12 protein-coding genes are annotated in these 13535 nt (G+C 70.7%); 5 read left to right on the forward strand and 7 right to left on the reverse strand.

What is annotated here, in order from left to right:
• Nucleotides 1-76 precede the first annotated feature (76 nt).
• Complete coding sequence (locus DFR72_RS02155; protein WP_245982431.1) at nt 77-4297, forward strand: SpoIIE family protein phosphatase; 4221 nt, start codon at nt 77-79, stop codon at nt 4295-4297.
• Complete coding sequence (locus DFR72_RS02160) at nt 4227-4520, forward strand: STAS domain-containing protein (RefSeq protein WP_090064281.1); 294 nt, start codon at nt 4227-4229, stop codon at nt 4518-4520. The genes DFR72_RS02155 and DFR72_RS02160 overlap by 71 nt, the downstream gene beginning before the upstream one ends.
• A gap of 8 nt (nt 4521-4528) precedes the next feature.
• Here the strand turns inward: DFR72_RS02160 and DFR72_RS02165 are convergent, their stop codons facing one another.
• Nucleotides 4529-4930 (reverse strand): winged helix-turn-helix transcriptional regulator, encoded by a 402-nt coding sequence (locus DFR72_RS02165; RefSeq protein WP_245982432.1) that lies wholly within the window; start codon nt 4928-4930, stop codon nt 4529-4531.
• Nucleotides 4931-4958: 28 nt separating this feature from the next.
• Here DFR72_RS02165 and DFR72_RS02170 point away from each other — a divergent pair, with 28 nt between their 5' ends.
• Entirely contained in the window at nt 4959-5519 is a 561-nt protein-coding gene (locus tag DFR72_RS02170) for a hypothetical protein (RefSeq protein WP_090064279.1), read from the forward strand.
• Between the two features lie 334 nt (nt 5520-5853).
• The gene (locus DFR72_RS02175) at nt 5854-6948 is read left to right on the forward strand and encodes a hypothetical protein (protein ID WP_090064278.1); all 1095 of its coding nucleotides are present in this window, start codon (nt 5854-5856) and stop codon (nt 6946-6948) included.
• Nucleotides 6949-6963: 15 nt separating this feature from the next.
• Here the strand turns inward: DFR72_RS02175 and DFR72_RS02180 are convergent, their stop codons facing one another.
• The 3 genes from DFR72_RS02180 to DFR72_RS02190 are packed head-to-tail and all read right to left on the reverse strand — an operon-like array spanning nt 6964 to nt 9253.
• Nucleotides 6964-8208: an RNA polymerase sigma factor gene (locus tag DFR72_RS02180; RefSeq protein ID WP_090064277.1), complete on the reverse strand. Its 1245-nt coding sequence runs from the start codon at nt 8206-8208 to the stop codon at nt 6964-6966.
• On the reverse strand, nt 8205-8576 hold the full coding sequence (locus DFR72_RS02185) for a YciI family protein (protein ID WP_090064276.1): 372 nt from the start codon (nt 8574-8576) through the stop codon (nt 8205-8207). The genes DFR72_RS02180 and DFR72_RS02185 overlap by 4 nt, the downstream gene beginning before the upstream one ends.
• Before the next feature lie 41 nt (nt 8577-8617).
• On the reverse strand, nt 8618-9253 hold the full coding sequence (locus tag DFR72_RS02190) for a DUF998 domain-containing protein (protein ID WP_090064275.1): 636 nt from the start codon (nt 9251-9253) through the stop codon (nt 8618-8620).
• Nucleotides 9254-9408: 155 nt separating this feature from the next.
• Here DFR72_RS02190 and DFR72_RS02195 point away from each other — a divergent pair, with 155 nt between their 5' ends.
• Nucleotides 9409-9837, forward strand: coding sequence for a hypothetical protein (locus tag DFR72_RS02195; protein WP_090064274.1), 429 nt, complete (start codon nt 9409-9411; stop codon nt 9835-9837).
• 54 nt (nt 9838-9891) lie between these two features.
• On the opposite strand, the gene DFR72_RS02200 is transcribed toward DFR72_RS02195, so the two are convergent.
• From DFR72_RS02200 to DFR72_RS02210, 3 genes are read right to left on the reverse strand one after another with little or no spacing between them, the layout of a single operon-like run.
• The gene (locus DFR72_RS02200) at nt 9892-11034 is read right to left on the reverse strand and encodes a phosphotransferase family protein (RefSeq protein ID WP_090064273.1); all 1143 of its coding nucleotides are present in this window, start codon (nt 11032-11034) and stop codon (nt 9892-9894) included.
• Nucleotides 11035-11044: 10 nt separating this feature from the next.
• Nucleotides 11045-11743, reverse strand: coding sequence for a glycoside hydrolase family 11 protein (locus tag DFR72_RS02205; protein ID WP_090064272.1), 699 nt, complete (start codon nt 11741-11743; stop codon nt 11045-11047).
• Between the two features lie 33 nt (nt 11744-11776).
• A complete protein-coding gene (locus DFR72_RS02210) occupies nt 11777-13315 on the reverse strand; it encodes a non-reducing end alpha-L-arabinofuranosidase family hydrolase (RefSeq protein ID WP_245982433.1) in 1539 nt (512 codons plus the stop codon).
• Nucleotides 13316-13535 lie beyond the last annotated feature (220 nt).

The raw sequence follows: 13535 nt of genomic DNA on the forward strand, positions 1-13535 counted from the left end.
CTCGTCATGCAGCCCGCGCCAGGTGTCTGCACCCTTGACTGATCAGCATGTCGCGGCGTGGCGAAAGGAACGGTCGGTGGGGCGCTATGACGACAGTGGACACGAACTCGACCGCTCCGTGCTCACCGACGTGTTCGCCGAGGACCCGGAGATCGGCCGCGACCTCGCCGCGGTGGACTGGGCCGCCACCCCGCTCGGCCCGCCGGACGCCTGGCCGCAGAGCCTGCAGACCGCCGTCAGGGTCCTGCTGTCGTCCAGGTTCTCGATGTGGCTGGCGTGGGGACCGGAGCTGACCTTCTTCTGCAACAACGCTTATCGCCGCAACACGCTGGGACGCAAGTACCCGTGGGCGCTGGGCAGGCCGGCCGCCGAGGTGTGGGCGGAGATCTGGGAGGACGTCGAGCCCAGGGTCGACAACGTGCTCAGCACCGGACGGGCGACCTGGGACGAGGCGCTGCTGCTGTTCCTGGAGCGTTCCGGGTACTCGGAGGAGACCTACCACACCTTCTCCTACAGTCCGCTGCGTGACGAGCACGGTGCCGTGGCGGGGTTGTTGTGCGTGGTCAGCGAGGAGACCGAGCGCGTCATAGGTGAGCGGCGGATGGCGACGCTGCGCGATCTCGGCTCGGATCCCACCGTCGCGCGCGAGGAGCGGGAGGTGCTGGCGTTCGGCTGCACGCAGCTCGAACGCAACCGGCGGGACCTCCCGTTCACCCTGATCTACCTCTGCGACGGCGATGACGCCCGGCTGGCCGGGGCGACGGGGATCGAGCCGGGGCATCCGGTCGCGCCGGAATTGATCCCGCCCGCGGACCCAGCGGTGTGGCCGGTGGCGGCGGTGATGGGCGGCGACCCCGTCGTGGTCGACCTCGACGGGGAACGGTTCGCCGGTCTTCCCAGCGGCGACTGGACCAGGCCTCCCGCCCAGGCGCTGGTGGTGCCGCTGCAACGGCCGGGCGGCGCACCGCACGGGTTCCTGGTCGCCGGCCTGAACAGGCACCGCCCGCTCGACGACGGCTACCGCGGGTTCGTCGACCTGGTGGCGAGCCACATCGCGTCGGGCATCGCGGGAGCCCACGACTTCCAGGCCCAGCAACGACGTGCCGAGGAGCTCGCCGAGCTCGACCGCGCCAAGACCGCGTTCTTCTCCAACATCAGCCACGAGTTCCGCACCCCGCTCACGCTCATCATGGGCCCGCTGCAGGACCTGCGCGACCGGCTGGGCCAGGCGGACCCGCAGGCGGGCCAGGAGCTGGAAGTCATCCACCGCAACGGTCTGCGGCTCGGCAAGCTGGTCAACACCCTGCTGGACTTCTCCCGGCTCGAGGCGGGCCGCATGCAGGCGCACTTCCAGCCCGTCGAGCTCGCGACCGCCACCGCGGAGCTGGCCGGCGTCTTCCGCTCGGCCGTGGAGAAGGCGGGGCTGGACTTCGAGATCGACTGCTCCCCGCTGGCCGAGCCGGTGCACGTCGACCTCGGCCTGTGGGAGAAGGTCGTGCTGAACCTGCTGAGCAACGCGCTCAAGTTCACCGTCGAGGGCTCGGTCGGCATCGCCGTGCGGGCCGGCGCGGGCAGGGCGGTCGTGACGGTCAGCGACACCGGCGTCGGTGTGCCGCGGCACGAGATCCCCAGGCTGTTCGAACGGTTCCACCGCATCGAGAACAGCTGGTCCCGGTCGAGGGAGGGCAGCGGTATCGGGCTCGCGCTGGTGCAGGAGCTCGTCCACCTGCACGGCGGCACCATCCGGGCCGACAGCGCCGAGGGCGAGGGCACGAGCTTCACCGTCGAGCTGCCGTTCGGCACGGACCACCTGCCCGCAGAGGCGCTGTCGCAGGAGGCCGCGCCGCCGACCGTGTCGGACATCGCCGCCCCCTACGTGCAGGAGGCGCTGCGGTGGCTGCCGGACACCGGCCCCGCCCCCGAGGACCTGCTGCCCACCGCGGCCGCCGGCGTCGCACCGCAGGTGCCCGCCACCGTGCTGGTCGCCGACGACAACGCGGACATGCGGGAGTACCTCACCCGGCTGCTGGCCAGGGCGGGGTACGAGGTCCGTGCCGTCAACGACGGCCAGGCGGCGCTGGAGACGGCGCGCACCCACCCGCCGGACCTCGTGGTCAGCGACGTGATGATGCCGCGCATGGACGGTCTCTCCCTGGTCACCGCGCTGCGCGCCGACCCGCGCACCATGGCCGTGCCGGTGCTGCTGCTGTCGGCCCGTGCCGGGCAGGAGGCGTCCGGTGAGGGACTGCGGGCCGGCGCGGACGACTACCTCGTCAAGCCCTTCGCCGCCGCGGACCTGCTGGCGCGGGTGCGGGCGAACGTCGACCTCTCCCGGTTGCGCGGCCGGCACGCCCGCTGGCGCGACGCGCTGATCGACTCACTGCAGGAGGCGTTCTTCGTCTGCGACGACGACGGCACCGTCGTCGAGGTCAACGCCGCGTTCACCGACATCCTCGGTCACGGGCCGGAAGGCCTGCCCTACCCCGTCCCGCACCCGTGGTGGCCGGACGAGCGGACGGATCCCGAGGCGCACCGCCAGTTCGCCGCCGCGTTCGAGGCCCGGTCCGGGCGTGACCAGCGCAGCCACACCGTTCCGGTCACGCACCGCGACGGCAGGAGGCTGTGGGTCAGCGCCCTGATGAACCCCGCCCGCGACCCGGACAGCGGCCGCACGGTGACGGTCGGCACCTTCCGCGACGTCACCGCCGACCACCACGCCCGCAGGCGGGAGGCCGCGCTCGCGGAGCTCAGCGTGCGGTTGTCCCGCGCGACCAGCGCCTCCGAGGCGTTGTCCGGTGCGCTCGAGCACCTGGAGACCCTGTGGCGGTCCGAACAGGTGCTGGCCGCCGTCTTCGGCCGCCACGAGACGCCGTGGGTCACCACCGTCACCGAACACATCGCCTGGGACGACCTGCCGGCCCGCAGGCGCTCGACGCTCACCGCGCTGAAGGACCACAGCGCGCTGACCCCCGTCGCCCTGGAGGACGGCAGCACCGCCGTCACCGTCGAGCACCCCGACGGGCCGATGGTGCTGTGGCTGCGGCTGAGCCCGCACACCCACTTCACCGAGCAGGACGAGCTGCTGTTGTCGTTGCTGGCCGGTCATCTCACACAGGGCCTGTCCCGGGCACGGCAGATCGACCAGCAGCGGGAGACGGCGCTGGCACTGCAACGGGCCATCCTCGGTCCGTCGCACCTGCCCGGCGGGTTCGCCGTGCGCTACGAACCGGCGGCGCGTCCGCTCGAGGTCGGCGGTGACTGGTACGACACGTTCCCGTTGCCCGACAAGCGGATCGGCATCGTCGTCGGGGACTGCGTCGGCCGTGGCCTCAGCGCCGCGGCGGTGATGGGCCAGCTGCGCAGCGCCTGCCGTGCGTTGATGCTGCAGGAGACCGGACCCGCACGCGCGCTCATGGCACTGGACCACTTCGCCGCCGGCGTTCCCGGCGCGTTGTGCACCACGGTGTTCTGCGGTGTGCTCGACCCCGCCACCGGGCACCTCGTCTACTCGAGCGCCGGGCACCCGCCCGCGATCCTGGCGCTCCCCGACGGCACCACCCACCTCCTCGAAGGAGGCCGCTCCATCCCGCTCGCGGTCAAGCTGGGCGTGCGGCGCACGGAGGCCGAATGCCACCTGCCGCCGCGCTCCACGCTGCTCACCTACACCGACGGGCTCGTCGAACGCCGTCGCAGCTCGCTCACCGAGGGCATCGACAAGGCCGCGAGTGCGGTTCTGGAAGGCCGCGCGAGCGGGCTGGAGGACCTCGCCGGGCAGGTCATGGCCGCCCTGGCCCCGGAGGGGGGCTACGACGACGACGTGGCCCTGCTGCTGTACCGGCATCCGGCCCCGCTGGACATGACCTTCCCCGCGGAGCCCGGCGAGCTCGGCGACACCCGGCACACGTTGCGCACCTGGCTGCGGCAGTGCGGGCTCTCCACGAAACGCGCCCAGAGCGTCCTGCTGGCCGTCGGGGAGGCGTGCACCAACGCCATCGAGCACGCCTACCGGGACACCAAGCGCGAGGACGTCCGGGTCCGGGTGGAGACGGCGGGCGGCGCCGGGCTGCTCGTGACCGTGGCCGACACCGGCACCTGGAAGACACCGGTCGCCGACCCCGCGACGAAACGCGGCCGGGGCACCTCGATCATGAAGACGATGATGGACGAAGTCACCATTCTCCCCGATCCATCCGGCACCACCGTGACGATGCACGTGAGGATTCTCGATGACGACACCGCTGACGCTGACCAAGACCGTCGACCCTCAGGGCAGGTCCGCCATCAAGGCGGTGGGTGAGATCGACCTGAGCAACGCCGAGGCCTTCGCGGCCGCGTTCGCGGACACCACCGGACCGCTGGTCGTCGACCTCACCGAGGTGCACTACATCGACAGCGCCGGGATGAGCGTGCTGTTCACCCACGCCGGGCGGGCCGAGCTGATCGCGACCTCGTTGCTCGCGCCGATCCTCGAGATGTCCGGGCTCACCTCGCTGACCACCGTCCGGACGACGGAGGAGTGACAGCGGGTTCAGGCGATGCGGTCGGCGCAGCTCATCGGCACGGCCGGAGAGGCCTCGCCCGGTGAGCGCCGCAGGTGGGTCTCACCCCACACCCTCACCCCTTCGACGACGGGCAGAACCGTTACCCCGTAAGGCGTGAGCCGGTAGAGGACGGGTGCGGGCACCGGTCCGGTCTCCGCGCGTTCGACGAGTCCGTCGGCCTCCAATTCGCGCAGTTGCTCGGCCAGCACCTTGGGCGTGATCGGGGCGGCGCGGCGGCGCAGGCCGGCGAAGTGGGTCTCGCCGTGGGCGAGCCAGTAGAGCAGGGTCAGCTTCCACTTCCCGCCTATCGCGGCGAAGGCGGCGGCCATCGGGCAGCCGGGCAACGGGTTGGGTCGCGAGGGGTTACCGGGAGGTGCCTTCTTGTCCATGGCCGCACTCCGCTCCGATAGTCAGGCCATGACCTTGCCACACAAGCGAATCCTCGTCGCGGTCCTCTCCGTCGCACTGGTGGCCGCGACCGCCGCCTCCGGGAACGCCTCGCAGACCACCGGCGGCCAGTACGACTTCGACTGGGAGATCGGCAGCTGGCGCACCACCGTGCGCGTGCTCGCCGAGCCGTTGTCGGAGTCCGCCGACGAATGGCTCCAGTTCAGCGGGACCAGCGTCGTGCGTCCGTTGATGGATCGGCGCGCGAACGTCGTCGAGCTGAAGATCGCCGGCCCGAGCGGGCGCGTCGAGGGCCTGAACCTGCGGCTGTACGAACCTCAGGCCGAACGGTGGAGCCTGAACTTCGCGAGCATGCGCGACGGCGTCCTCACACCGGCGGTCTTCGGCGGGTTCCGCGACGGCGTGGGCGAGTTCCTCGGCGACGACCAGCTCGGCGGCCGCCCGATCAAGGTGCGTTTCCTCGTCTTCCGCCAAGGGCCCGACCAGGCCAAGTTCGAGCAGGCGTTCTCCGGCGACGGCGGAGCGACGTGGGAGACCAACTGGATCGCGATCGACCGCCGGAACCGCTGATGACGGCCGTCCGCACGGGCACCGCGACCCCCTCGCCGCCGCCATCACCCCGGACCTCGCAAAACGTGAGACAGTGGACATGTACGCCCGCCTCGGGTCCACACCCGCGGGCGTCTTCACCCCGGAGCGGACGCCGCCTCATCCAGGCGCGTTTCACCGCTCCCGGTCAGTTCGCACCACTCCACGCCCAGGACCGGGTACAGGCACCACCCCACGAGGGAGATCTCCCATCACCGCTTCCGCGCTCACGCCGACCCCGGCCGCCCCCCGGACCCTCACCGACATCTACGGCCCCGACATCGCCGTCTGCGCGCGCCCCGCCCAGGAACCGACCGTGCCGTCGAGCAGGCACCGCAACACCCGCGACGTCCTGTCCGCCCGTCCCCTCGCCATCGCCGCCGACACCCCGGTCATCAGCAGCGCGGGCGGCACCGAACCCAACCTGATCGCCGCCATGCGCGACGGCGGCCTGCCGGTCGGCACCGACGCGCGCGAGTTCCGCAGCGAAGCCGAGTTCGCCCTGCGCGTCACCGAGGCGCTCAGCGACGGCCTGCGCCTGTCCATGGAGTACCCGCAGCCCACCAGCCTGTACCCGGACGAACGCTCCGTGAAGAGCGCCGAGCTCGTCGGCTACCTCAACAACAAGGCCAGCATCAGCACGTTCGTCGACCCGCGCTTCCAGGCCCGCCGCCAGATCGTCACCACCGACGAGCTCGCCCTGGCCGCTCCCGCCGAGAAGTCCTGGGTCCTCAAGGCCGCCACCAACGCCGCCCACGGCGCCAGCCTCGACGTCTACCTGCACCGCGCCGGGGACCCGGTGAACCTGCCCGCGTTCACCGACATCCTCAGCGAGGTCGTCGTCGAGGAGTACCTGAGCATCCACCGCAACTGGGGCGTGCAGCTCTACGTCGCCGCCGACGGCCAGGCCCGCCTGCTCGCCGTGACCGACCAGCGCATCGACGCCGACGGCGTCTACACCGGCGGCCGCTTCGGACTCGTCGTCCCGCTCCCCGCCGACCTGCTCACCGAATGCCTGGCGATCGCCCAGCGCGCCGCCGACGTCGGCTACCGCGGCATGTGCAGCCTCGACTGCGCCCAGACCCACGACGGAAGAATGGTCATGCTCGACCTGAACTTCCGCATCACCAGCGGGTCCATCCCCCTGCTGGCGCTGCACACCATCCGCCCCGACGACCTGGACCGCCCGTCGGAGTCCACGAAGCTCACCACCTCCGCCCCCATCTCCGCGCTGCTGGCCGCGCTGAGGCCCGCGCTGCTGCGCGGAGGGCTGCTCGTCACCGGCGGCCACGACACCCGCCGCACCGACAACCCGATCAACCAGACCACGGTGCACCTGATCGTCTTCGGTGACGACGCCGACGACGTCGCCGCCCGCCGCACGGCGCTGGAGACCATGTACGACCACTGATCGCGGCCCGGTGTCTCAGCCGCGGTCCAGCTGGTCGGCCCTGTCGTGGAGGTAGCGCCGTTCGAGCTGGTTGTCCGTGAGGGAGGCTGCTTCGCGGTAGAGAGCGGCAGCCTCGGCGGTGTCGCCGGTCATCTGGAGCAGATGAGCGCGGACGGCGCGTTCCCGTTGGTGCGTAAGAGGATTCCGGTCGAGCCCGTGGCGCCGGTCGAGGTCGTCGAGCAGGGCCAGCCCTCGGGCGGGGCCGTAGGCGTGGGCCACCGCGACGACCCGGCTGAGCTGGACCGGCGCGGTGGGGGTGAGCCGCTCCAGCCAGAGGTAGAGCGCGGCGATCTGCGGCCAGTCCGTCCGCTCGGGTGACCCGGCGGCGGCGTGGACGGCCGCGATCGCGGCCTGCAGCTGGTAGGGGCCGGCCTCCTGCCGGTTCCAGACGCCGTCGATCAGTGCGGTGCCTTCCTGGACGAGTTCGGCGTCCCACCGCGTCCGGTCCTGCTGTTCCAGGGGGACCAGGTGGCCGTCGGCGCTCGTGCGGGCCAGTCGCCGTGACTCGGTGAGCAGCATCAGCGCGAGCAGACCGGTCACCTCGGCGGTCGGCAGGGTGGCGTGGAGCAGGCGGGTGAGCCGGATCGCCTCCCGGGTCAGGTCGACGCGGGTGAGCTCGGTGCCGGAAGAGGTCGTGTAGCCCTCGTTGAAGATCAGGTACAGCACCTGCGTGACGGCCGCCGTGCGGCTCGTCCAGTCGTTGTCGGCGGGCGGCGTGAACCGGGCTCCGGCGCGGGCGAGTTGCTGTTTGGCACGGCTGATCCGCGTGCCCATGGTGTTCTCGGTGGTGCCGTAGGCGTGCGCGATCTCGGCCGTGGTCAGACCGCCCACCGCGCGCAGGGTGAGCGCCACCTGTGACGTGGCCGGCAGTGAGGGATGACAGCACAGCAGCAACAAGGTGAGGCTGTCGTCGACGTCCGGCGGCGGGCCCGCGTCGCGGGCCGGTTCGCGCGAGGCCAGTTCGGCCAGACCGGCTTCCTGCTCGCGCCGGCGGCGGGCCTGGCCGGAGCGCAGCAGGTCGACCATCTTGCGGTAGGCGATGCGGATCAGCCAGCTGCGCGGGTTGTCCGGAACGCCGTCGGCGGGCCACGTCCGGCTCGCGGCGAGCAGAGCCTCCTGCACGGCGTCCTCAGCGGTGTCGAACTGGCCGAAGCGCCGCACCAGCGCACCGAGCACCTGCGGCGCCTCGGTGCGCAGCAGGTGCTCGACGTGCCCGGTCACGCGCCGAAGTCCTCACCCATGATCGGGCGGATCTCGATCGGCTCACCCAGTGCGCCGACGATGCGCGCGACGATCTCGACCGCGCGCTCGTGGCTCACGACGTCGATCACGGCGAAGCTCGCGAGGACCTCCTTGAGTTCCGCGAACGGCCCGTCGGTCGCCACCACGCCGCCCTCGGTCCTGCGGACGGTGGTGCTGACCACGGGGTGGCCGAGGCCCTCACTGCTGACGAACTCGCCGCTCGCGACCAGTTCCCGTTCGAACTCCTGGTAGGCGGCGAACGCGGCCAGTGCCTCCTCGGACGGGACGTCCGCGGTGGCGGCGTCCCACGCGGCGGCCGGGGTGTAGCTGAGCAGCAGGTACTTCACGACGTTTCCTCTCGATCAAGCCCCGGGCAACGGTACGACGGTCAAGCGGCGGCACGCAGCGACAACGCGACGACGGTCGTCCAGCTGAACGCCACCACGCCGTTCACCGCGATCTGGATGCTCATGAACTCCGGCGACATGGGCAGCACCAGCACCAGTGCGGCCACCCCGCTCAGCACCGCCGCCCGCACCCGCCGTTCACGGGCACACCGCACCGCCAGCACGATCGCCGCGACGGCCAGCGCGGTGAACGCCACCGCCGCCGCGGCCGAGTGCACGACGCTGTGCCACGACATTCGCGCCACCGGCCCATCGGGAGTCCCCGCGGGAAACCCGTTCTCCGGGTCCATGGGGAACAGTCCCGCGACGACCAGCCCGGCACCGAAGACCGCCACGAGGACCGGCACGGCGAGCCTGCCGATCCCGTCGGCGAGCACGCGCCGGCACCCCACCGCCAGTGCCAGCGCCCCCAGACCGGCGAGCACGAAGGTCAGGACCTGGAGCCGGCCGTGGTCACCGGTGGCGAGCAGGCTGAGCGGGTGCCGGGTGATGTCGAATCCCTCCCGCACGAGCGCCTGGGTGATCGACGAGGCGAAGAAGAACGGCCCGGCGAGGGCACCTGCCAGCAGCAGGTGCCGGCGTCCGGCGTGAACAGCGGGGGCGGTGCGGGTGGTCATGACTCCTCCTTGACGAGTGCTCACCGCGACCACGTCGCCGGCTCCCCCGCCTCGACACGATTCGAATGTGACCTGAGTCATAGCCGTCGGGTGTCGAGGCCGGTGCGGCCGCTCCGAGGTTCCGGTGCACGACAACCGACCTCGAGGAGAACGAGATGACCGAATCGACAGTGCGGCCGAGTGCCGGTCTGCAGGCGCTCGACCGGCTGGTGGGCGCGTGGACCGTGACCGGTGGAGCGGAGGGAACCGTCCGGTACGAGTGGATGGCCGGCCGGTTCTTCCTGCTCCAGCACGTGGAGCTCACCCAGTACGGCCAGCCCGTCACCGGGATGGAGGTGATCGGCACCCTGCGCCCGTTCGGCGAGCCCGCCGGCGCGGACGTGGTGTCCCGGTTCTACGACTCGACCGGCAACACCCTCGACTACGTCTACGAACTGGACGGCGACACGCTGACCATCTGGGGCGGTGCGAAAGGCGGCCCCGCGTACTACCGGGGCACGTTCAGCCCTGACGGCACGGCGGTGACCGGGGAATGGACCTACCCCGGAGGCGGCGGGTACCGGTCCACCATGACGCGGATCTGAGGGACGAGGCCGGGCTCCACGAAGCACCGCCCCGGTCTCCGATGACCCGCCGGGTCAGGCGAGGAGAGTCCGGACCCGGTCGAGCTGCCGGAGGAACTCGTGCGGCCGGTGGCCGCGTTGCTTCCACAGCACCGCGAGCCACCGGAGCGCGATCGTGCGGCGGGCAGCGTCGAACCGGGCGCGATCGCGGTCGCCGAAGGCCTCGGTGAGCGGGAACCAGCAGGCGTCGGGCACGTGGCAGGCGCTGATGTGCTCGACGTGGTCGGCCGCATCGACGGCGGGATCGCTGAAACCGGCGAACTCGAAGTCCACCACGTGCAGCCCGGTGTGGTGGTGCAGCCAGTTCAGCAGATTGGCGTCACCGCGGCTGAACACCTTCGGTGCGGGCTGCGCGAGCAGGCAGGCGTCGTTGCCCGCTCGCCAGCGCCGCAGCAACGTCAGCATCTGCGGGGTGTGCTCGTCGCCGGGGGCTTCGGAGAGTTGGACCGGCCACTCGTCGGTGAGGCGGGCGACGTACCGGGCGATGGAGTCGACGCGCGCCATCGCCGCGAGAGGTTCGGTGAGCGGAAGTGCCTGCATCGCACGGGTCGCGCCGGCCAGATCGGTGAGCAGGGCCGGGGGAAAGACGCCTTCGTCCGCGGGGCTGCCGGGAACCAGGGTCATGCCGAGGGCGGGCCGGCTGGGGTGCTCGTCGAACCACAGAGGCCGGGGTGCGACACCCAGCTCCGCGACGTGGCGCAGGCCGTGCCACTCGCGTTCGACCCGGTTGCGGTCGGTCCTGCGGTAGAGCTTGACGCAGATTCCGTCCCAGGCGTACACGTCGTTGTTGCGGCCGCCGGTCAAGGGCCGCAACGACCAGGAAGCCAGGACTGCGGCGAGTTCTCCGGGGTGGCTGTGGCGGGCGCCGCGCAGGTCGGCCAGCAGTGCACCGGGAACGGTGTGACGGGTGCCGGACGGCGCCGGCCGCACGGGTCGCCGTTCCTCGGCCATGAACTCCTCGATCCGGTCCCGTGTGGACAGTCCGCAGGCGGTGAGGCCCGGACGTCCGCGCGTTCCCGCTTCACCTCGGCGAGCCGCGTCGCGTCGCGTCGCGTCGCCAGCATGGCAGTTCCACCAGCCACCATTGCCGCGCGCTCCTCCCCCACTGCCCGGCAGCGTCGCGGCGCGACACGGGCGGCGGAGGAGGATCCACGTCATTCGACGGCGCTCACCTCACGGTGATGTTGGAGTTGCCACTGCTCCGGTACCCCTCGGTCGCCATGATCATGTAGTAGCTGAAGTTGCCCAGCCGCATGTTGGCGCGGCCCCACGCGTCGAAGTGGTTCCCGGTGGTGATGGACCCGCCCGTCCGCTTCTGCTGCCGGACGCTCCAGAACTGCGGGAACGTCTTGTTGTTGCCCTCCACCGAAGGCGCGTTGTACCGCATCGTCTGGTAGATGTCGTACGTGCCGCCGTCGGTGGTGACGGTGCCCTTGTAGGTGCCGGTGGGCCGGTAGTTCCCCCAGTTGTCGACGATGTAGTACTCGACGAGCGGGTTCGACGTCCAGCCGTACAGCGTCAGGTACGCGTTGCCGGACGGGTTGAAGCTGCCGGAGTAGTTCACGGTCCGCCGTGAACCGTTGCTCCAGCCCTTGCCGCCGACGAAGTTGCCGACGTTGCTCCACGAGGTGCTGTAGTTGCCGCCGGACCCGAAGTCCATGCAGACCCTGCCGCCACCGTCGGTCCAGAACGAGTAGTAGTAGCCGCCGTTGTTGCCAGTCTGGCTCGAGCACGTGGCGGCGATGCCCACGTCGGCGCCGGCGACGACCGGTGTCAGCGCCATGACCAGCGCGGTGCAGGCACCGCTGACGAGCACTGCCGTGCGGCCGCGTTCGCGGCTCCGCGGGCGGGAACTGGATTCAGCCATGTTCGGTACTCCTCACTCCTCTGATGGCGTGACTCACCGTTGCAGCGTCAGCAGACCCGGCCGGTACGGCAGCAGGCCGTAGTCGCCGCCGGAGTTCGGGTTGCGACCCTGGTAGAGGAGCTGCAGGTTGCAGGGGTCGATGGTCTTCGTCTGGTCGGGGTTGGTGCGGATCAGGTCGCCGTGGCTGATGTCGTTGGTCCAGGTGGCACCGCTGTTCGCCTTGCCGGCGAACGGGTTGCGCTCGGTGGCGGCCTGCGGAGTCCAGGAACCGTTGAGGCTGCTCGACGTGAACGAGCGGAAGTAGCGCCCGTTGCTGCCGATCGCCTCGACGATCATGAGGTACTGGTTCTGGCCCTGGACCTTGTAGACCTCGACGCCCTCGAAGAGGTTGTTCGTGGTGTCGCTCATGATCTCCGTGTAGGACGACCCGAAGCTGCCGGGGAAGTTCCCGATCGGCATGCTGGCGCGGTAGATCTTGCCGTTGTCACCGGCGAAGAACAGGTACATGTTCTGGCCGTCACCGATGATCGTCTGGTCGATGGCACCCGTGCCGGAGTTGGGGATGCGCCCGGTGAACAGCGTCTGCGCGGACGACCAGCCGTTGGCGTTGGTGGGGTCGCTCGACGTCTTGTAGCTGAAGGTGGTCGGGCCCCACTGGTAGGCCAGCACCCAGACGTTCTTGGGTGCGAAGTAGAACAGCGTGGACGCGACCGCGCCGCTGTTCATGCCGTTCTGACTGGCGGAGGCCATGTCGGACCAGTTCGTGAACGGCGTGAAGTTCATCGAGCCCCAGCTGGTGCCTGTGTCGTGCGTGGTTGCGTAGACGATGTGCTTGCCGTTGTGCATGACGTGGGTGAAGTCCTTGAGCGACACCCAGCCCTGCTTCGGCTGCGCCAGCGGGCCCGTGGACGACCAGCGGTAGGTCGACGGGAGCGAGCACCCGCCGGGCGGGTTGCTCGTCGTGGTGGTCGGGCCCGTCCCGCCGCCGACGCGGACGAGCTGCCACTGCTGGTTGGTGCCGCCCCAGTCGCTGTACTGCACGACGTTGCCGCCGTCGGCGGTGGAAGCGCCCTGGACCTCCACGGCCTTGTTGCTGTTGCGGTTGACCAGCCGCACGTGCCCGCCGTCGGAGTCGGCGAGGCGGAACTGCTGGTTGGTGCCGTTGGAGTCGGCCCACTGGACGATGGCGCCGCCGTCGGCGGTGGAGAAGTTGTGGACGTCGAGGACCTTGCCCGACAACCGCGACTTCAGCCGGTAGTAGCCGCCGCCGGAGTCGACGAACTGCCACTGCTGCTGGTTGCCGTCGTTGCGGGCCCACTGCGTGATGCGCGCGCCGTCGTTCGTGGCGAGGTTGTAGACGTCCAGGGCCTTGCCGCTGTTGCGGTTGACCAGGACGTACCAGGCGGTGGTGTCGACGGTCGCCGCCGACACGGGCGCCGCGCTGAAGGCCGCCACCAGACCGCCGAGCAGGACGGCCACGGCGGCGGTGATGCCGGCCGCGCGTCGTCTGCGGGCGCGGGGGGCGGGGGTGGAGGGGTGGCCTGATCCGGCCATGGGCGTGCTCCTCTTCATCGAGGTGAGGATCGCGAGCGGGCGGCATCTGAAAGACCGCTTGCGCCGAGCGGTCATTCACACCCGTTCAGAGCGACAACCATTACGTGACAGAGATGCCATTACGGCGGATATGGCCGCCTTCAACAACTGTGAGGGATGATCTCCGCGCGGTCAAGAAGAGTCGAATGCGTTCGACTGGCCGGTCCCGCGCATTGTTGGTTGCTAAAAAAGACGAATT

Source organism: Lentzea flaviverrucosa, assembly GCF_003350445.1.
In the GTDB taxonomy this organism is placed as follows: Bacteria; Actinomycetota; Actinomycetes; order Mycobacteriales; family Pseudonocardiaceae; genus Lentzea; species Lentzea californiensis.

What these genes read in the sequence shown, in the direction of transcription:
- DFR72_RS02165 (WP_245982432.1), bottom strand. Translation starts at nt 4,930, where the DNA reads ATGGACAAGAAGGCACCTCCCGGTAACCCCTCGCGACCCAACCCGTTG.
- DFR72_RS02160 (WP_090064281.1), top strand. Translation starts at nt 4,227, where the DNA reads ATGACGACACCGCTGACGCTGACCAAGACCGTCGACCCTCAGGGCAGG.
- DFR72_RS02170 (WP_090064279.1), top strand. Translation starts at nt 4,959, where the DNA reads ATGACCTTGCCACACAAGCGAATCCTCGTCGCGGTCCTCTCCGTCGCA.
- DFR72_RS02200 (WP_090064273.1), bottom strand. Translation starts at nt 11,034, where the DNA reads ATGACGTGGATCCTCCTCCGCCGCCCGTGTCGCGCCGCGACGCTGCCG.
- DFR72_RS02210 (WP_245982433.1), bottom strand. Translation starts at nt 13,315, where the DNA reads ATGAAGAGGAGCACGCCCATGGCCGGATCAGGCCACCCCTCCACCCCC.
- DFR72_RS02190 (WP_090064275.1), bottom strand. Translation starts at nt 9,253, where the DNA reads ATGACCACCCGCACCGCCCCCGCTGTTCACGCCGGACGCCGGCACCTG.
- DFR72_RS02195 (WP_090064274.1), top strand. Translation starts at nt 9,409, where the DNA reads ATGACCGAATCGACAGTGCGGCCGAGTGCCGGTCTGCAGGCGCTCGAC.
- DFR72_RS02205 (WP_090064272.1), bottom strand. Translation starts at nt 11,743, where the DNA reads ATGGCTGAATCCAGTTCCCGCCCGCGGAGCCGCGAACGCGGCCGCACG.